15 protein-coding genes are annotated in these 17,670 nt (G+C 72.7%); 8 read left to right on the top strand and 7 right to left on the bottom strand.

Annotation, left to right across the window (positions count from 1 at the left end; translation table 11 throughout):
- Positions 1-21 precede the first annotated feature (21 nt).
- Complete coding sequence (locus tag E1284_RS18425) at positions 22-1,200, top strand: GNAT family N-acetyltransferase (protein WP_131940509.1); 1,179 nt, start codon at positions 22-24, stop codon at positions 1,198-1,200.
- A gap of 15 nt (positions 1,201-1,215) precedes the next feature.
- Here the strand turns inward: E1284_RS18425 and E1284_RS18420 are convergent, their stop codons facing one another.
- Entirely contained in the window at positions 1,216-2,247 is a 1,032-nt protein-coding gene (locus E1284_RS18420) for a glycoside hydrolase domain-containing protein (RefSeq protein WP_131940507.1), read from the bottom strand.
- A gap of 193 nt (positions 2,248-2,440) precedes the next feature.
- Here E1284_RS18420 and E1284_RS41570 point away from each other — a divergent pair, with 193 nt between their 5' ends.
- Together E1284_RS41570 and E1284_RS18410 are read left to right on the top strand one after the other, a co-directional pair.
- Entirely contained in the window at positions 2,441-3,460 is a 1,020-nt protein-coding gene (locus tag E1284_RS41570) for a DUF11 domain-containing protein (RefSeq protein ID WP_165965324.1), read from the top strand.
- Positions 3,461-3,503: 43 nt separating this feature from the next.
- The gene (locus E1284_RS18410; protein ID WP_131940505.1) at positions 3,504-4,430 is read left to right on the top strand and encodes an LLM class F420-dependent oxidoreductase; all 927 of its coding nucleotides are present in this window, start codon (positions 3,504-3,506) and stop codon (positions 4,428-4,430) included.
- Between the two features lie 60 nt (positions 4,431-4,490).
- Here the strand turns inward: E1284_RS18410 and E1284_RS18405 are convergent, their stop codons facing one another.
- On the bottom strand, positions 4,491-6,197 hold the full coding sequence (locus tag E1284_RS18405; protein ID WP_131940503.1) for an MFS transporter: 1,707 nt from the start codon (positions 6,195-6,197) through the stop codon (positions 4,491-4,493).
- A gap of 181 nt (positions 6,198-6,378) precedes the next feature.
- On the opposite strand from E1284_RS18405, the gene E1284_RS18400 reads away from it, so the two are divergent.
- Complete coding sequence (locus E1284_RS18400) at positions 6,379-7,143, top strand: TetR/AcrR family transcriptional regulator (RefSeq protein WP_131940501.1); 765 nt, start codon at positions 6,379-6,381, stop codon at positions 7,141-7,143.
- On the opposite strand, the gene E1284_RS18395 is transcribed toward E1284_RS18400, so the two are convergent.
- Positions 7,140-7,967, bottom strand: a complete 828-nt coding sequence (locus E1284_RS18395) for a TIGR02452 family protein (protein ID WP_131940499.1) — start codon at positions 7,965-7,967, stop codon at positions 7,140-7,142. The two genes, E1284_RS18400 and E1284_RS18395, sit on opposite strands and share 4 nt — an antisense overlap.
- A 65-nt stretch (positions 7,968-8,032) precedes the next feature.
- Between E1284_RS18395 and E1284_RS18390 the strand changes: the two genes are divergently transcribed.
- Together E1284_RS18390 and E1284_RS18385 are read left to right on the top strand one after the other, a co-directional pair.
- A complete protein-coding gene (locus E1284_RS18390) occupies positions 8,033-9,457 on the top strand; it encodes a 3' terminal RNA ribose 2'-O-methyltransferase Hen1 (protein ID WP_131940497.1) in 1,425 nt (474 codons plus the stop codon).
- Complete coding sequence (locus E1284_RS18385) at positions 9,454-12,000, top strand: polynucleotide kinase-phosphatase (RefSeq protein ID WP_131940495.1); 2,547 nt, start codon at positions 9,454-9,456, stop codon at positions 11,998-12,000. Before E1284_RS18390 ends, E1284_RS18385 begins: the two co-directional genes overlap by 4 nt.
- A gap of 73 nt (positions 12,001-12,073) precedes the next feature.
- Here E1284_RS18385 and E1284_RS18380 read toward each other — a convergent pair whose 3' ends face one another.
- The 4 genes from E1284_RS18380 to E1284_RS41565 all read right to left on the bottom strand — a co-directional run bounded on the left by E1284_RS18380 (position 12,074) and on the right by E1284_RS41565 (position 15,292).
- A complete protein-coding gene (locus E1284_RS18380) occupies positions 12,074-12,337 on the bottom strand; it encodes a TFIIB-type zinc ribbon-containing protein (protein ID WP_131940493.1) in 264 nt (87 codons plus the stop codon).
- Positions 12,338-12,404: 67 nt separating this feature from the next.
- Positions 12,405-13,298: a phosphotransferase family protein gene (locus E1284_RS18375; protein WP_131940491.1), complete on the bottom strand. Its 894-nt coding sequence runs from the start codon at positions 13,296-13,298 to the stop codon at positions 12,405-12,407.
- Positions 13,299-13,306: 8 nt separating this feature from the next.
- Positions 13,307-15,067 carry an AMP-binding protein gene (locus tag E1284_RS18370; RefSeq protein WP_131940489.1) on the bottom strand — a complete coding sequence of 587 codons (1,761 nt, stop codon included), beginning with the start codon at positions 15,065-15,067 and terminating at the stop codon, positions 13,307-13,309.
- An 87-nt stretch (positions 15,068-15,154) separates the two neighbouring features.
- Positions 15,155-15,292, bottom strand: coding sequence for a hypothetical protein (locus E1284_RS41565; protein ID WP_163064129.1), 138 nt, complete (start codon positions 15,290-15,292; stop codon positions 15,155-15,157).
- Positions 15,293-15,487: 195 nt separating this feature from the next.
- Between E1284_RS41565 and manA the strand changes: the two genes are divergently transcribed.
- Positions 15,488-16,603 (top strand): mannose-6-phosphate isomerase, class I, encoded by a 1,116-nt coding sequence (manA, locus tag E1284_RS18365; protein ID WP_341770401.1) that lies wholly within the window; start codon positions 15,488-15,490, stop codon positions 16,601-16,603.
- Positions 16,600-17,670 (top strand): ROK family protein (locus tag E1284_RS18360; protein WP_131940487.1); only part of this gene is annotated, 1,071 nt, incomplete at its 3' end. The genes manA and E1284_RS18360, both read left to right, overlap by 4 nt.

The raw sequence follows: 17,670 nt of genomic DNA, 5'->3' as shown, positions 1-17,670 counted from the left end.
GCCCCGGCATACGGTGGACGCATGATCGAGATCAGGGACGTACCCGAGCGCGATGTCGGTCGCATGGTCGACCTCGTCGGCACGGCGTTCCACGCCCGCATCGACGACCCCGAACGGGACTCCTGGAAGCCGCGCCGCGCCGAGCGCATCGGGGCCTACGACGGCGACGCCCTGGTGGGCCAGCTCGCGGCGCTCCCGATGCGCCTCGCCGTGCCGGGCGCGTTCCTCGACTGCTCGGCGGTCAGCTTCGTCGCCGTGCTGCCGACCCACCGCCGGCAGGGCATCCTCACGTCCCTGATGGACCGCATGCACGCCGACGCCATCGCCGCCGGGCGTCCCGTCGCCGCGCTGTGGGCGTCCCAGGGCGCCATCTACGGCCGCTACGGCTTCGGTCTCGCCACCCGCGCGATCGGCCTGGAGGTCGACACGTCCCGCCCGCTGGCCCTGCGCACCGTGCCGGACGAACGGCCGCTGCGGCTGGTCGATACCGCGTCGGCGCCCGAACTGCTCGACCCGATCCACAGGCGTGCGCTCGCCGCCCGGCCCGGAGGGCTCGTCCGCGACCCCGAATGGTGGGCGCGCGCCATCCTGCGCCCGGTCGACATCGAGGCCGCCGAGTACACCGAGCCGCGCGTCGTCGTCCATCCCGCCGGCTACGCCGTCTACCGCGCGCACTGGAACGGGACGATCAGGGTCGCCGACCTCGTGGCCGACACTCCCCAGGTCGAGGCCGCGCTGTGGCGGTACCTGGCGTCGATCGACCTGACGTCCCGGATCCACGCGCCCAGCCGGCCCGTGGACGACCTGATCCCGCACATGGTCGCCGACCCCGACCGGGTCGCCGTGAAGGAGGACCACGGCGCACTGTGGCTGCGGCTGATCGACGTCCCGGCCGCGCTCCGCGCCCGCTCCTGGGCCACCGAGGACGCCTTCGTCCTGGAGATCGACGACGCCCGCATCCCCGCGAACTCGGGTCGCTGGCGCCTCACGACGGGGCCGGCCCCGTCGTGCGAACCGACGACCGAGTCACCGGATCTGACGCTCTCCGCCGCCGACCTGGCCGCTGCCTACTTGGGCGGCGTCAGCCTGACGACCCTCACCCGGATCGGCGCGGTCACCGAGCACACGCCCGGCGGCGCGGGCCGCCTGAGCGCGTCCCTGGCCGTCCCGCTGGCCCCCTACATCAACGACGACTTCTGACGGCGCGGCGCCGGGTCAGCGCCAGAAGAGGAGTTTCGCGTCGGCGTCGGTGACGGTCGCCGCGGCGGTGCCGTGCTGGACGAGCTGGAAGCGGACGCGGTGCCCGGCCGTGACGCTGTCGGCGGGGAGGGCGTAGACCAGGTTGGTCGTGTCGCCGGACGAGAGGAAGTCCTGGACGGGCCCGGCCGAGTAGCGGCTGGTGTCCTTGATCTCGACCTCGATCGCGCGGGCCTGGATGAGGGTGCCGGCGGGAACGCCCCGCACGGTCGCCGACACCGTCAGGCTGTAGCGGGCGTGGCCGGCGAGCAGGCTCGGGTAGCTGCCCGGGTCGCCGTGCTGGTCGGTCGCGTCGGAGTACTCGTGGTCCCAGCTGATGGTCGTCCACCTGCCGGGGGACAGCTGCTGGTCGGCGTCGGCGCCGAGGGACACGTAGTCGGGCATGTCGTCCTCTCCCTCGGGCGAGACGCCGACGCGCCACTGCCCGTAGTCGCTCTTCACGGCGCGGTCGTAGTCGACGCCGACGCCGTTGACGGTGTGGTCGTTGGAGTACTGCTGGAGTTGCGCGCGGGCGTCCCACCGGCCGCCGGACCACGCGTACGTCTGCCAGCCGTAGGCGATCTTCCCGGCGTCGAACGCGCGCTTCACGGGCCCGTAGCCGCCGTAGAGGCCGACGCGGTCGCGGCCGATGACGCTCGCGGCGCCGTCCAGGTAGGCGTTGATCTCGTCCTGCTGGGAGGCGGCGGCGTCCCAGTCGGCGGCGAAGTAGATGGGGCGGTCGTCCGGCATGCCGCAGGCCCGCGCCTGGGCGGCGGCGTCCCTCGCGTCGGCCGCGCCGGCGGACCGTCCGGCCAGCGGCCGCTTCGCGGTGGACTCCCAGACGACGACGACCCAGATGCCCGCGTCGGACAGCTCGTCGGCCTCCGACCGGGTCAGGTTCTTGCCGGTCGTGTCGTGCGACAGGTAGCGGCACGCGAACTTCGCCCCGGCCCGCTTCAGCGCGGCGGCGCCGGGGCGCCCCCAGGCGTAGTCGATGCCGAAGACAGCCATGTCAACTCCATGGGTCGGAGATCGGTATCCGCCCGATTCAACAACTTTCGCCGGTGGTGTCGCAGCGGATTCGGCATGTTCGCGGTTCGGGCACCGTCCGTGACGACACGCCGACGGGGCGCTAGGCGGCCGGTCCGCGGCTCGCTAGAACGGACGTGTCCGCAACGAATCCGCAGGCCACGGGGGTCTCATCATGGTCAGGACACTGAAGGGGCGCGGTCTGGTGCTGCTGGTCGCCGCGCCGTTGCTGGGGGCCGCGCCCTTCCTCGGGGCGGTGCCGGCGTCCGCCGGCGGCCCCGGCCCGACCACGCACAAGGGCGACAAGGGCGGCACCTCGAAGCCGGCGCCCCGCCCCAGAACGCACACCAAGCCCGAGGCGCACACCGAGTCGAAGGCGCACGCCAAGCCCAAGACCCACGCCAAGCCGAAGGTGCACGCCAAGCCCAAGGCGCACGTGAAGCCGAAGGTGCACGTGAAGCCGAAGGTGCACGCCAAGCCGAAGGCGCATGTGAAGCCGAAGGCGCATGTGAAGCCGAAGGCGCACGTGAAGCCGAAGGCGCATGTGAAGCCGAAGGCCCACGCCAAGCCGAAGGTGCATGTCAAGCCGAAAGCGCACGCGATGCCCAAGGCGCACGTGAAGCCGAAGGTGCACGCCAAGCCGAAGGCGCATGTGAAGCCGAAGGCCCACGCCAAGCCGAAGGTGCATGTCAAGCCGAAAGCGCACGCGAAGCCCAAGGGACATGCGAAGCCGAAGGTGCATGTCAAGCCCAAGGCGCACGTCGAGCCGAAGTTGGACGCGCTGCCCAAGGGACACGGCGCGCCCAAGGCGCAGGAAATCAGGCTCGACATGGAGAGTCCGCGGCATGCGGTCGTCCCCGGGCGCACCTACGAGTGGCGGTTCACGATGACCGCCAAGGGGCCGGGGAAGCCCGGCAAGGCGGTGTTCAGGACGACGCTGCCGAAGTCGCTGGTGTTCGTGTCCGGGGAGGAGCACTGCAAGTCGTCCGGGCAGCAGGTGGTGTGCCGGCTCGGCACGCTCGAGGACGGGCGGGAGACGACCGGGACGATCAGGGCGATGGTGTCCCGGCGCGCCGAGCCCGGCGAGGTGATCGGCCTGCGCGGGACCGTGACGTGGGGCGGGACGCGCGCCGGCGTCATGTTCCCGCCGGTGCGCGTGGCGCGGACGCCCGGCCTGGTGCTGTCGGAGCGCTGACCTGGTGGTGCGACCGGGTCCCGGCGGGTACCAGGATGGAGTCATGCGTCTTCGGATCTTCACTGAGCCCCAGCAGGGGGCGAGCTACGACACACAGCTGGCGGTCGCCAAGGCGGCCGAGGACCTCGGTTTCGACGCGTTCTTCCGGTCCGACCACTTCGTCAAGATGGGCGATGTGACCGGCGAGCCGGGCCCGACCGACTCCTGGGTCACACTGGGCGCGCTGGCCCGGGAGACCCGCCGGATCCGGCTCGGCACGCTGGTCACGGCGGCGACGTTCCGGTATCCGGGGCCGCTCGCCATCGCGGTCGCGCAGGTCGACCAGATGAGCGGCGGACGGGTCGACCTCGGCCTCGGGACGGGCTGGTTCGAGCAGGAGCACACCGCCTACGGCATCCCGTTCCCGAGCCTGCGGGAGCGCTTCGAGCGGCTGGAGGAGCAGCTCGAGATCCTCACCGGGCTGTGGGGGACGCCCGCCGGCGAGACCTACTCCTTCAGCGGCGACCACTACACGCTGGCCGAGTCGCCCGCGCTGCCGAAGCCCGCGCAGGCGGGCGGTCCGCCGATCATCATCGGCGGGTTCGGGGCGAAGCGGACGCCGCGGCTCGCGGCCCGCCACGCCGACGAGTACAACGTGCCGTTCCACCAGGTGAGCGAGACCGGTGAGGCGTTCGGCCGGGTCCGCGCGGCCTGCGCCGAGGCGGGCCGGACGAGGCCGCTCGTCTACTCCGCCGCCCAGGTCGTCTGCTGCGGCCGGGACGAGGCGGAGCTGAAGCGCCGCGCCGACGCGATCGGGCGGGAGGTGTCCGAGCTGCGCGACAACGGCCTGGCCGGGACGCCGGGCGAGCTGGTCGACAAGATCGGGAAGTTCGCCGAGCTGGGCGCCGAGTGCCTCTACCTGCAGGTCCTCGACATGCACGACCTCGACCACCTGGACCTGCTGGCCTCGCAGGTCATGAGCAAGGTCTGACGGTGCCGGAAGGCCCGCGGCGGGGGGAGCGCCCCCCGGCCGCGGGCCTTTCGGTTCCCGTCAGGCGGTCTCCTCCTCGGGGCGCGCGTGCATCGGCAGCAGGAACGTCGCGAGGAACGACAGGCCGAGCAGCCCGACCTCGACCCACAGGGTGATCTTCATGGCGTCGCTGAAGCCGACCTTGGCCGAGTGCTCGCCGGCCTCGGCGACCGCCTTCTGGACGGCGGGCCCCGACTGCGGCGCGGCGGCGACGGCGGCCTTGACGTCGTCCTGCAGGCGGTGGCAGGAGGCGGGGACGGCGACCGCGTCCTTGGCGGTGGCGCGGTCGTGGCCGCAGGCGCGCAGCCCGGCCGCGATGCGCTCCTGGTGCGCGGCCGGGACGGACGCGGCGGCCAGGTCGCGGCGCAGCGCGGACGCGCCGTCGTCGGCGGCGGCCGCGACGTGCCCGCCGAGCAGCCCGAAGAAGATCGTGCCGAGGACGGCGGCGCCGAGCGCGCTGCCGAGCTGCTGGACGGCGGTGAGCGTGCCGCCCGCCGACCCGGTCTCCTCCGGCTCGACCCCGGCGAGGACGGTGTCGAAGAACGGCCCCATCAGCAGCCCCATGCCGAGGCCGGTCACGGCGAGGGCGGGGATGAGCTGCCAGGGTGTGACGTCGATCCCGCCGTACTGCAGCGTGGCGAACAGCCCGATGATCCCGGCCGCCATGATCAGGGCGCCCGCGTGGATCACCTTGCGGCCGAACCGCTGCACCGCCTGCATGACGCCGAACCCCACGATGATGCCGGCCGACCACGGGATCTGCGCGAGGCCCGCCTTCAGCGGGGAGTAGCCGAGCCCGAGCTGGAAGAACAGCGCCAGCACCAGGCCGAGGCCCGCGACGCCGGAGAAGAACACCAGGCCGAGCACGAGCCCGCCGGTGAAGCCGCGCTTGCGGAACAGGCTCGGCACGATCAGCGGGTCGCCGCCGGCGCGCTGCTTGCGGGTCTCGTACCAGGAGAAGACGGCCCAGACGGCGAGCGAGGCGGCCATCATCGCGAACGTCCACGCGGGCCAGTCGTGCTCGCGGCCCTGGACGAGCGGGTAGATCAGCAGGCCCGCGCCGAGCGAGGCGAGGGCGGCGCCGGGGAGGTCGAGGCGGGTGGCGTGCTCGGCGCGCCCGGCGGGCAGGAACTTCAGCCCGGCGAGCACCGCGGCGATGCCGAGCGGCAGGTTGATCAGGAAGATCATCCGCCAGCCGGTGCCGAACAGGTCGGCGTCGATCAGCCAGCCGGCCAGGACGGGGCCGCCGACCGAGGACAGGCCCATCACCGGGCCGAACAGGGCGAACGCCCTGCCCATCTCCTTGGCGTCGAACATCTGCTTGATCATCCCGATGCCCTGCGGGAGCATCAGCGCGCCGAACAGGCCCTGCATGCCGCGGGCGCCGACCAGCATGCCGGGGGAGACCGCGACGCCGCACAGCAGCGAGCCGAGCGTGAACCCGGCGGCGCCGATGAGGAACATCCGGCGGCGGCCGTAGAGGTCGCCGAGGCGGCCGCCGGTGATGAGGCCGACCGCCATGGCGAGGGTGTAGCCGGCGGCGAGCCACTGGATGGTGGCGGCCGACCCGCCCAGCTCGGCCCGGATCGTGGGGGCCGCGATGTTGGTGATCAGCGCGTCCAGCATGTCCATGATCTCGCCGGCGAGGATCACGAAGAGGGCGACCCAGCGCCAGCGGTAGCCCGCCTCCGCGCTGTCCCTCCCGGGGGACGCCAGTGTCTCGGTCATGACGGTCTCCGAATCTGCGAATCCTTGGAACGGTGTTCGTAGCTACGAACGCTGTTCTAAGTCCGAACGGCGTTCGTGTCAAGTACGATGTTCGTGTCGTATCGAACTTCTCTCGCCAGTAGAGAAGATATATCGCGTTCCGCGATAGTCAAGATGTATCGCGAGATTGGGAGGTCCCGACGTGGCCACCGCACGCCCGGACGAGACGCCGGCCGGACTGCCGACGCCGCCCGGCCGCAAGCCGCGCAGGGCCGCGCCGCCGAGGCGGCCGCTCACCCGGGAGGCCGTGGTCGAGACGGCGATCCGCATCCTGGACGCCGAGGGCCTGGAGGCGGTGACGATGCGCCGCGTCGCCCAGGAGCTGGGCACCGGCCCCGCGTCCCTGTACGCGCACGTCTCGGGCAAGGAGGAGCTGCGCGAGCTGATGCTCGACCGGGTCGCCGCCGAGATCAGGCTGCCCGAGCCCGACCCGGCGCGCTGGCAGGAGCAGCTGAAGGAGCTGGCGCGCGAGGTCCGCCGCGTCTACGTCTCGCACCGCGACATCGCCATGGTGTCGATGGGCCTCATCCCGACCGGCCCCCACCTGCTGGACGTCGCCGAGGCGCAGCTCGCGCTGATGCGGGCGGGCGGCGTGCCGAAGAAGATCGCCGGCATGGCCGTCGACACGCTCGGCATGTTCCTCGACGCCGACGCGATCGAGGGGACCGTCTACTACGCGAAGGCGCCCGCCGGCGAGGACCCGCACGCGTTCTTCGAGTCCTACTTCGGGCAGTTCAAGGAGTACTTCTCCGCCCTGCCGGAGGACCGGTACCCGGTTCTCACCGGGATGGTCGAGGAGCTCACCGGCGCGGACGACGACGGGCGGTTCGAGTTCGGGCTCGACCTCATCGTCCGCGGCATCGCCTCCTACGTGGAGGACGGGGAGGCCGCGGAGGACCCCGCTTAGGCGAAGGCCTCCTCGAAGGCGGCCTGCCGCGGGCAGCCCTTGGCGGTGTCCCACACCGCGAAGACGACGTGCTCGAAGCGTCCGGCGAACTCCCCTCCGGGGCGCAGCGGCTCGGCGAACGCCTCCGCGACCTCGGCCGGGTCGTTGCGGAACACGCCGCAGCCCCACGCGCCGAGGACGAGCCTCGCGTGCCCGTTGGCCAGCGCGACCGCGAGGACCTTGCGGGCGCGCCGCCGCAGCACGGCGGGGATCCGCTCGGCCCGGGCGGGGTCCCGGATCGCGCCGCGGTTCGGCGCCGGGGACGTCAGGAACGCGACGCCGTACGGGTCGTCCAGCAGCCGCCCGGCGTCGTCGCGGAACACCGGCACGCCGGGCGAGTAGATCATGTGGTCGCTGTAGAGGAGGTCGCCCTGGGCCCGGTGGAAGTCGTAGAACTCCTGGGCCGACCTCAGCGAGGTGTACAGGCCGGACGAGCGCGCGAGCCCCTCCTCCTGGGCGTGCGCTCCGTTCAGGAACCCGCCGCCCGGGTTCTTCGCGGACGCGAAGTTGAGCGCGAACGGGATCGTGCCGCCGCCGCACAGCCGGCGCGCGGCGGCGAGGGTCGTCTCGCCGGTCACCTCGATGCGGGTCTCGGCGCCGGCCCCGGCGGGCGAACGCTCCAGTAGCGCGTCCAGTTCGTCCGGCCGGTAGAGAACGGTCTCCTCGACGGCGCGGGCGAGGTCGCCGGCGATCGAGACGGTGCGGCCGGAGGGAGCCGTGTAGTCGCCGCGTCCGAGAATGGCCACGGTCTCCTGGGCGGTCGCACGGCGGGGATGTCTGCTCATGTCGGGCCGCATTCTGCCGGAAAAATGAATACGGATCATCCGGTTATTTCCGCCACACTCAAGGCGTGCTCCTGACGATCACCACGACCCTGGACCAGGCGACCGACCTGGGATTCCTCCTGCACAAGCATCCGGACCGGGTGCAGCGGTTCGAGCAGTCCTTCGGCACGGCGCACGTCTTCTACCCCGACGCCGGGCAGGAGCGCTGCACGGCGGCGCTGCTGCTGGACGTCGATCCGGTCGAGCTCGTGCGCACGCGCGGCAGAGGCACGCCCGACTTCTCCCTCGGCCAGTACGTCAACGACCGCCCTTACGCGGCGTCGTCACTGCTCGCGTCCGCGATGGCGAACGTTTTCCGTACCGCGATGCGCGGACGGTGCGATTCGCGTCCCGAACTGGCGGAGTCGCCGATTCCGCTGGAAATCGTCCTGCCGGCCCTTCCGTGCAGGGGAGGGCCGGGACAGGCCGAACGATTCTTCGCGCCGCTCGGCTGGAACGTGTCGGCGGTGCCGGTCCCGCTCGATCCGGAGTTCGCCGAATGGGGCGACTCCCGGTACGTGACGCTGACGCTGACCGGGACGCTGCGGCTCGCCGACGCGCTCAACCAGCTGTACGTGCTGCTGCCCGTCCTGGACGACGCCAAGCACTACTGGCTGGCGCCGGACGAGGTCGACAAGCTCATCCGGGCCGGCGAGGGATGGCTCGCCGCGCACCCCGACCGGGGCGCCATCACGCGCCGCTACCTGGCGAACCGGCGCGGGCTCGTCCGTACCGCGCTCGGCCGCCTCGCCGATGCCGAGGACGCGCCCGAAGAGGAACTCGACCCCGTGCAGGTCGAGGAGGAGCCGACCCCCGCGGAGGACGAGGCGGCCCAGGAGGAGACGACCGTCCCGCTCGCGGAGCAGCGTCTCCAGGCGGTCGTGCGGGCGCTGCGCGACGAGAACGCGCGGCGCGTCATCGACCTTGGCTGCGGCTCGGGGAAACTGCTCGCGCGGCTGCTCAAGGACGACTTCTTCAGCGAGATCGCGGGCACGGACGTCTCGCACCGCGCGCTCGGCCACGCCTGGCGGCGGCTCCGCTGGAACGACCGGCCGCGCCGGGACGACGACCGCGTCCGGGACGTCTTCCAGGGCGCGCTGACCTACGCGGACGAGCGGTTCGGCGGCTACGAGGCGGCCGTGCTGATGGAGGTCGTCGAGCACATCGACCCGCCGCGCCTCGGCGCGGTCGAGCGGGTGGTGTTCGGGCACGCCGCACCCCGCGTCGTCGTCGTGACCACCCCGAACGCCGAGCACAACGTCCGCTACGAGGGGCTCGCGCCGGGCGCGATGCGCCACGGCGACCACCGCTTCGAATGGACGCGGGCCGAGTTCCGCGCCTGGGCCGGCCGGGTCGCCGCCGCGCACGGCTACCGCGTCCGCCACGTGCCCGTCGGCGGCGACGACCCCGAGGTCGGCGCGCCGACCCAGATGGGAGTGTTCACCCGATGACCGAGATCAAGGTCCCGGAGACCGGGCTCGTCGTGCTGGTCGGCGTGACCGGGTCGGGTAAGTCCCACTTCGCGCGCAAGCACTTCAAGCCCACGCAGGTGGTCTCGTCCGACTTCTGCCGCGGGGTCGTCTCGGACGACGAGAACGACCAGTCCGCGTCCGGCGACGCGTTCGACCTGCTGCACTACATCGTGGCCACGCGGCTGCGGCGCGGGCTGCTGACCGTGGTGGACGCGACGAACGTGCAGACCAAGGCGCGGGAGGCGCTGCTGCGGATCGCCAAGGACCACGACGTCCTGTCGGCCGCGATCGTCCTGGACGTCCCCGAGAGCCTCGCCGCCGAGCGGAACGCGTCCCGCCCCGACCGGGACCTGCCGCCGCACGTGATCCCGCGGCAGCGGCGCGAGCTGCGCCGCGGGATGCGGGAGCTGGCCCGCACATTCCGCCGCCACCACGTGCTGACCGGCGCCGATGAGATCGACGCGGCGACGATCGTGTACGAGAAGGCGTGGAACGACAAGCGGGAGCTGACCGGCCCGTTCGACATCGTCGGCGACGTGCACGGGTGCCGTGCGGAGCTGGAGGACCTGCTCGCCGGCCTCGGATACGAGATCGAGCGGGACGCGCAGGGGCGCGCCGCAGGGGCGAACCACCCCGGCGGGCGCACCGCCGTCTTCGTGGGCGACCTCGTCGACCGCGGGCCGGATTCGCCGGGCGTGCTGCGTCTGGTGATGGGCATGGTGGCCGCCGGCAACGCGCTGTGCGTTTCGGGCAACCACGAGGCGAAACTCGTCCGGGCCCTGCGCGGACGCAAGGTGCGGGCGACGCACGGCCTTGAGGTGTCCCTGGAGCAGTTCGCCGCCGCGGACGACGACTTCCGCGCCGACGCGCTGGCGTTCATGGACGGCCTCATCAGCCACTACGTGCTGGACGGCGGCCGCCTCGTCGTCGCCCACGCCGGGCTCAAGGAGGAGTACCACGGGCGTGCGTCCGGACGGGTCCGCTCGTTCGCGCTCTACGGCGACACCACGGGGGAGACCGACGAGTACGGGCTTCCCGTCCGGTACCCGTGGGCTCGCGACTACCGGGGCAAGGCCATGGTCGTGTACGGGCACACCCCGGTGCCCGAGGCCGAGTGGGTCAACAACACCATCTGCCTGGACACCGGTGCCGTCTTCGGCGGGAAGCTGACCGCGCTCCGCTATCCGGAGCGTGAGCTGGTGTCGGTCCCGGCTCGGCAGGTCTGGTACGAGCCGACGCGGCCACTGGACAGTTCCCCCGCGGGAGGCCACCGGGACAACGAGGTCCTCAACATCGGGGACGTCCTCGGCAACCACGGGGTCGAGACCCGCCTCATGGGCCGCGTCGCCGTCCGCGAGGAGAACGCGATGGCCGCGCTGGAGGTGATGAGCCGGTTCGCCGTGGACCCGCGCTGGCTCGTCTACCTGCCGCCCACCATGGCGCCCGCCGACACCTCGCCGCTGCCCGGATACCTGGAGCACCCGGCCGAGGCCCTCGCCGGCTACCGGGACAAGGGGATCACCCGCGCGGTGTGCGAGGAGAAGCACATGGGCTCCCGCGCCGTGGCCGTCGTCTGCCGCGACGCCGCGGCGGCGGCGGAGCGCTTCGGCGTGGACGACGGCACGACCGGCGCCGTCTACACGCGCACCGGCCGCTCGTTCTTCCGCGACCCGTCCCGCACGGCCGAGGTCCTGGACCGGCTCCGCGCCGCGATCGGCGCCGCGGGGCTGTGGGACGAACTGGACACCGGATGGCTCGTCATCGACGGCGAGCTGCTGCCGTGGTCGGCCAAGGCCATGGACCTCATCCGCGCGCAGTACGCGGCGACCGGCGCGGCGGCCCGCGCGGCCCTGCCGATGGCGTCCGGCGTCCTCGCGCGCGCGGCCGCGCGCGGACTCGACGTCGGCGGCCTCCGCGAGCACATCGACCGGCGTGCCGCGAACGCGTCCCGGTTCCGGGACGCCTACGCGCGGTACTGCTGGACGGTCGACGGCCTCACCGGCCTGCGGTTCGCCCCGTTCCAGATCCTCGCGGGCGAGGGCCGCTCCTGGGCGGACGCACGCGACCACGAATGGCACATGACCGTGGCGGAAAGGCTTGCAAAGAGTGACGCGAGCGGATTCGTCCAGCGGACGGAGTCGGTGACCGTCGACCTGACGTCGCCGGAGTCGGAGTCCGCCGTCACCGCATGGTGGGAGGAGATCACCGCGGCGGGCGGCGAGGGCATGGTCGTCAAGCCGCTGGGGCCGCTCCCCGACGGCGCGAAGATCCAGCCGGGCGTCAAGTGCCGCGGGCCGGAGTATCTGCGGATCATCTACGGCCCCGACTACACCGAGCCCGAGAACCTCGACCGGCTGCGCCGCCGCTCCCTCGGCCGGAAGCGGTCACTGGCGATGCGCGAGCACGCGCTCGGCGCCGAGGCGCTCGCCCGGCTCGCCGGCGGGGAGCCGCTGTGGCGCGTCCACCAGGCGGTCTTCGCCGTCCTGGCGCTGGAGTCCGAGCCCGTCGACCCGCGGCTGTGACGCGTGCGGCCCGCCTCGTCAGGGGCGGGCCGCATCGGTCCGGACCGGGTGAGGCCGGTCCGGACAGGTCAGATCAGGTCGAGAACAGCATGTTGAAGACGCTGCCGTGGTGCGGGCGGTGGCGGCCGTGGTGATGGTGGTGCACCGCCGGTGCCGGCGCTCCCCAGCCCGGCGCCGCCGCGGGCGGGGGCGCGGCGCGGTACTGCGCCTCCATCTGGGCCAGGGCCTCCAGCTCGCCGTAGTCGAGGAAGATCCCCCGGCAGCTGTCACATTGCTCGATGTGGACGCCGCTGCGGGTGTAGGTCCGCATCACGCCACGACACTTAGGGCAGTGCATCGCCTTGTCGTCCTTCCGGTATGGATCCCCAGGTAGAGGGTAAATGTAGGGCAGGTTTCGCGCCACGTCATGCCGCGTCCCCCGCCGCGGATATTCTCACGCAGGCGTCGATCATCGCCTGCTCCGGCCCGTCGAGTGTCCGATCATCCCTCCCCGCGGATATGACGCACGTGGCGGCTATCTGGATCGCAAGACTTCGCGCGGGTATGTCCAGGCTCGTCCAAGGGTCGCCTCGGGTGGGAACGGCCGGACCCTCCGCTGCCGTGTAGGCGCCCAGGAACTGCTCCCAGTCGTCCGGGGGAAGGACCCCCGCGGAGTAGAGCGCCGCAGGGCGGGCGAGATCCCAGGCGGGGTCGCCCTTGCCCATGTCCTCGATGTCGATGAGCCGCCAGTGCCCGTCCTGGGCACGGACCATCTGGCCCAGGTGCCAGTCCCCGTGGATGAGGCGTTCCGTCCGCGCCGGAGGCTCGTCCTCCTCGCCGCGTATCCAGGCGGGAAGGGTGGCGAACGCACGCCGCACGGCGTCCTCGGCGGGACCTTCGCCCAGCCGGGAGACAAGGCGCGCCACACGGGTCGGACGTCCCCAGGACGGTGCCTCTGCCGGAACGCTCCGCGAGTGGAGAGCCGCCAGAAGCCGGCCTCCCTCTTTCCAGGGGAGCTCGTGGCCCGGGTCGACCGGCTCGCCGAACGGCGCGATCGTGACCGTCCGGCCGTCCACGGTGAGCGGCGGGTCATGCGGCGCGATGACGAGTTCCGGAAGCGTGCCGGCCAGCCGTATCCGTGCGAGGAACGGAGGGCCGTGCTCACGGTCGTCCTGGTGCGCCTTCACCACGACGTCGCCGACCCGCACCACGAGCACACCGTGCCGGTCATAGAGCGTCTCCGGCGGCGCGGCGGCTCCGGCCGCACCGCGCCCGATCTCGGCGAGCCGGGCGAAAAGCCCGGAGTGGACGGTCTGCACCCGCTCAGTCAACCACTCTGCGGCGATCCCATACTTCCGTGCGGCGACTCCTGCGGCGACCTCTGCGACGACTCGGCGAACTCGTCCCGCAGCCGCTGCCGGACGACCTTGCCCAGCGGGTTCCTGGGCAGCTCCGTGCGCGGATGGAACTCCGACGGGACCTTGTAGTGCGACAGGTAGCGCTCGCAGTGCGTCCGCAGTTCCTCGGCGGAGAAAAGGTAGGCGGGGTGCTCCACCACGTGCGCGATGATGCGCTCGCCGCGGCGGGCGTCCGGCACGCCGACCACGGCGCAGTCGTGGACGGCGGGGTGGCGGCGCAGTACCTTCTCCACCTCGGTCGGGAACACGGTGAAGCCGCTCACCTTCATCATGTCCCGCATGCGCTCCAGGATGGTGATGAAGCCGTCCTCGTCCATCACGGCGATGTCACCGGTGCGCAGCCACCCCTTCGACAGGGTCTGCGCGGTCGCGAGCGGCGCGTTCCAGTAGCCGGCGAAGACCTGCGGCCCGCGCACGACCAGCTCCCCGGCCTCCCCGGGCGGCAGCACCTTCGTCGGCTCGTCCTCGGCGACGACGACGGCGTCGGTCATCGGCAGCGGCAGGCCGACGGTCAGGTTGCGGGCGGTGCCGTCCAGCGGGTTGCCCGTGACCGCCGGGGACGCCTCCGTCAGGCCGTAGCAGTTGATCAGCCCCTTCGCGCCGAGCCGCTCCAGCCGGTCGATCGTGCCCTGCGTCAGGCCCATCGCGCCCGAGATGAACACGCGCAGCGACTGCAGGTCGGCGGGCTGGAACCGGGGGCTGTCGAGCACCTGGTCGTACAGCGTCGGCACCCCGGGGAAGATCGTCGGCCGGTACCTGCGGATCGCGCGCAGCACCCGGTCGCCGTCGTAGCGGGGGAGGAGCACCACCGCGCCCGCCGTCATCACCGGCGCCACGAGGCAGCTCATCAGCCCGAACGAGTGGAACAGCGGCAGGACGGCGAGCGTCACGTCCTCGCCCGGTCGCCGCCCGTCGACGTCCCACGCGTGCTGCTGGCAGGCGTTCGCCACCAGGTTGCGGTGGGTCAGCATCGCGCCCTTCGGGCGGCCCTCCGTCCCGCCCGTGTACTGGATCGCGGCCAGGTGCCGCGCCGGGTCGACGGGCAGCTGCCGCACCGGCCGCCGCGCGGGCCGCTGCAGCTCCCGGAACGGGACGACGCCCGGATCGTCCGGCACGTCCGCGGTGAGGGCCGCGCGGCGCCGCTGCATCTGCACCAGCGGCAGCCGCAGCGCGATCCGCCGGGGCATCGGCAGGAAGTCGAGCAGGGACGTCACGACGATGTGGTCCAGGCGCAGCCGGGAGCGCACCGCCCGCACCGTCGCGAAGGAACGGTCCAGCACCACCGCGACCCGCGCGCCGCAGTCCGCGAGCTGGCGGAGCAACTCCTCCTCGGTGTAGAGCGGGTTGTGCTGGACGGCGATGGCGCCCCGGCGGAGCACCCCGTAGAACGCGATGACCTGCTGCGGGCAGTTCGGCAGGATCAGCGCGACCCGGTCGCCGGGCTGGACGCCGAGCCGGTGCAGCCCGTCGGCGAACCGGTCCACGGCCTCGCGCAGGTCGCGGTAGCAGATCTGCCGGCCGAAGAAGAACAGCGCGGGCCTGCGCGGGTAGGCGTCCGCGGCATCGTCGAGAAACCGAGTGACGGGGATATCCGGGATGTCGAAATCGACGGGGACACCGGGCTGATACCTCTGTCGCCAGGGCTTGGACCGCAGTGACGAGTGCCACATAGTGTCCGATTCAACCATTTCTCGGCCGTCCGTGCCGCCGCTTCCGGACGTCCAAGATCCCGTGGCGGGCGCCGCCGCGGTGATCGGTCAGATGCGCCCGGTGCCGCGGCAGACGTTGCACCTCTCGTGGGTGGCGGTGCTGGTCCCGGTTCCGTCGCAGCCGGGGCACGACCGCGTCGCCGGCTTGTTGTGCTTGCCCACGTCCACCACCTCCCCGGCGCTCATCCTAGGGGGTCCGGCCCGCCGGGCGCCGTTCCCGTCCAGTGGTTCGGACGGGGGCCGCCGGGAGGTTCATCCGGAGTGTCGTATTGATCACGTGTGCCGGGACCCGCGCCCGCCGCCTCCCGGCACTTGTACCCTGTCCTTCACGAGCGCCGACCTGCCGATGTGGCGCACCGAGTGAGGAGAACGCGCGGGTTGGTGCCCCTGCCGCTGTCCACCGTGATCCGCCCCTACGACTGGGGGTCGCGGACCGCGTTGCCGGAACTGCTCGGTGCCGAGCCGACCGGTCGTCCGCAGGCGGAGCTGTGGGCGGGCGCGCACCCCGCCGCCCCCTCGGCGGTGGACGGGACGCCGCTCGACGCCCTCATCGATCGTGATCCGGCCGGGATGCTCGGCGCGCCCTCGGTGGCCCGCTTCGGCCCGACGCTGCCGTACCTGCTCAAGGTGCTGGCCGTCGAGAAACCGCTCTCCCTCCAGGTGCACCCGACCACGGCGCAGGCGCAGGCGGGCTTCGCCGCCGAGGAGGCCCGCGGCATCCCGCTCGACGACCGCACCCGCACCTACAAGGACCCTTTCCACAAGCCGGAAATGGTCTGCGCGCTCACCGACTTCCACGGCCTCTGCGGTTTCCGCGACCCGGCGGAAACGGCGAACCTCCTCGAAGGCCTCGCCGTTCCCGAACTCCGCCCCTGGATCACCACGCTGCGCACCGAGCCGGCCCCGGCCGCGCTGCGCACCGTCCTGACCCGGATGCTGGACGACAGTTCCCGCCCCGTTCTCTCGGCGGTCGAACCGGTCCTCACCGGCGTCTACGCCGACATCGCCCGCGTCCACCCCGGCGACCCCGGAGTCCTCGCCGCGCTCCTGCTCAACCACGTCGAACTCAAGCCCGGCGAAGCGCTCTTCCTCGCCGCCGGAGTTCCCCATTCCTATCTGGGCGGCATCGCGATCGAGGTCATGGCGAACTCCGACAACGTCCTGCGCTGCGGCCTCACCGGAAAGCACATGGACGTCCCCGAACTGATGCGCGTCGTGGAATTCGTCCCGTCCGCCCCCGCCCGGGTCGAACCGGCCGGCACCGTCTACCGCGCCGCCGCCGAAGAGTTCACCCTCGTCCGCCACGACCTCTCGGACGACCCCGAGGAACTGCCGACCGGCCTTCCCCAGACGCTCCTCTGCCTGGAGGGCGAGGCCCGGCTCGGACCCCTGACGCTCGCCCGGGGAGAAGCCGCCTTCATCCCCGCCGGGGCCCCGGCCACCGCACTCACCGGAAAGGGCACGCTCTACCGCGTGCTCCCGGGGATCGGGTCATGACCGTCCTCGCTGTCGACATCGGCGGCTCCAAGTTCGCCGTCGCCCGCGTCGACCCGTCGGGGACGCTCCTCGACCGCGCCGAGCACCCCGTCGGCCAGTCGCCCACCGCCACCCTCCGCGGCCTCGTCGCCGACTTCGCCGACCCCTCCGTCACCGCCGTCGGGATCGGCTCGGCCGGCCCGATCGACGCGGCCGCGGGCACGGTCAGCCCCATCAACATCCCCCGCTGGCGCGGCTACCCCCTGGTCGCCGCCGTCCAGCGCCTCGTCCCCGGCGTGCCCGTCTCCCTGGCCGGCGACGCCCAGTGCATGGCCCTCGGCGAATGGTGGCGCGGCGGCCACTCCGGCTCGTCCCTGCTCGGCATCGTCGTGTCGACCGGCGTCGGCGGCGGCCTCATCCTCGACGGCCGCCCCTGGACGGGACGGACCGGCAACGCCGGCCACATCGGCCACGTCCTCGTCGACCACGACGGCGAACCCTGCGTCTGCGGCGCCCGCGGCTGCCTGGAGACGGTCGCCTGCGGCCCCAGGATGGTCCGCTGGGCACTCGCCCAGGGCTGGACCCTCGCGACCGGCCGCCCCGACGCCAAGGCCCTCGCCGCCGCGGCCCGCGACGGCGCCCGCATCCCCCTGGCCGCCTTCCAGCGCGCCGCGACCGCCCTCGCCACCGCCGTCCTCGGCACCGCCGCCGTCCTGGACATCAGCGACGTCGTCATCGGCGGCGGCGTCGCCGCGTCCGGCGACCTCCTCCTCGACCCGCTCCGCAAGGCGATCGCCGAACGCGCGGGCATGCCCCACCTCCGCGACCTGCACGTCGCCGCCACCACCCTCGCCCGCGACGCCGGCCTCTACGGCGCCGCCGCCCTGGCCCTTGCTGCCTGCAGCCTCGCCGCGCAGGCGCAGCTCCCGCCCGGCGACGGCCCCACCACCGTGACGGGCGGCGTGCTCGAACCCACGCCCGTGCGTTTCGAGGAATCGCTGCTCGGCCAATTGCGCGTGCCCGCCGGCTTCAAGGTCTCGGTGTTCGCCAAGGACCTGAACAACGTGCGCTGGCTGGCCGTCGCGCCC

It is taken from the genome of Actinomadura bangladeshensis, assembly GCF_004348335.1.
Taxonomy (GTDB): Bacteria; Actinomycetota; Actinomycetes; order Streptosporangiales; family Streptosporangiaceae; genus Spirillospora; species Spirillospora bangladeshensis.
This window is presented reverse-complemented; position numbering and strand designations above follow the sequence as displayed.

Excerpts from the sequence above, each read along its gene's own strand:
- E1284_RS18405 (WP_131940503.1), bottom strand. The coding sequence starts at position 6,197 with ATGACCGAGACACTGGCGTCCCCCGGGAGGGACAGCGCGGAGGCGGGC.
- E1284_RS41565 (WP_163064129.1), bottom strand. The coding sequence starts at position 15,292 with ATGAGCGCCGGGGAGGTGGTGGACGTGGGCAAGCACAACAAGCCGGCG.
- E1284_RS18420 (WP_131940507.1), bottom strand. The coding sequence starts at position 2,247 with ATGGCTGTCTTCGGCATCGACTACGCCTGGGGGCGCCCCGGCGCCGCC.
- E1284_RS18380 (WP_131940493.1), bottom strand. The coding sequence starts at position 12,337 with ATGCACTGCCCTAAGTGTCGTGGCGTGATGCGGACCTACACCCGCAGC.
- E1284_RS18425 (WP_131940509.1), top strand. The coding sequence starts at position 22 with ATGATCGAGATCAGGGACGTACCCGAGCGCGATGTCGGTCGCATGGTC.
- E1284_RS18395 (WP_131940499.1), bottom strand. The coding sequence starts at position 7,967 with ATGAGCAGACATCCCCGCCGTGCGACCGCCCAGGAGACCGTGGCCATT.
- E1284_RS18410 (WP_131940505.1), top strand. The coding sequence starts at position 3,504 with ATGCGTCTTCGGATCTTCACTGAGCCCCAGCAGGGGGCGAGCTACGAC.
- E1284_RS41570 (WP_165965324.1), top strand. The coding sequence starts at position 2,441 with ATGGTCAGGACACTGAAGGGGCGCGGTCTGGTGCTGCTGGTCGCCGCG.
- E1284_RS18385 (WP_131940495.1), top strand. The coding sequence starts at position 9,454 with ATGACCGAGATCAAGGTCCCGGAGACCGGGCTCGTCGTGCTGGTCGGC.
- E1284_RS18370 (WP_131940489.1), bottom strand. The coding sequence starts at position 15,067 with ATGTGGCACTCGTCACTGCGGTCCAAGCCCTGGCGACAGAGGTATCAG.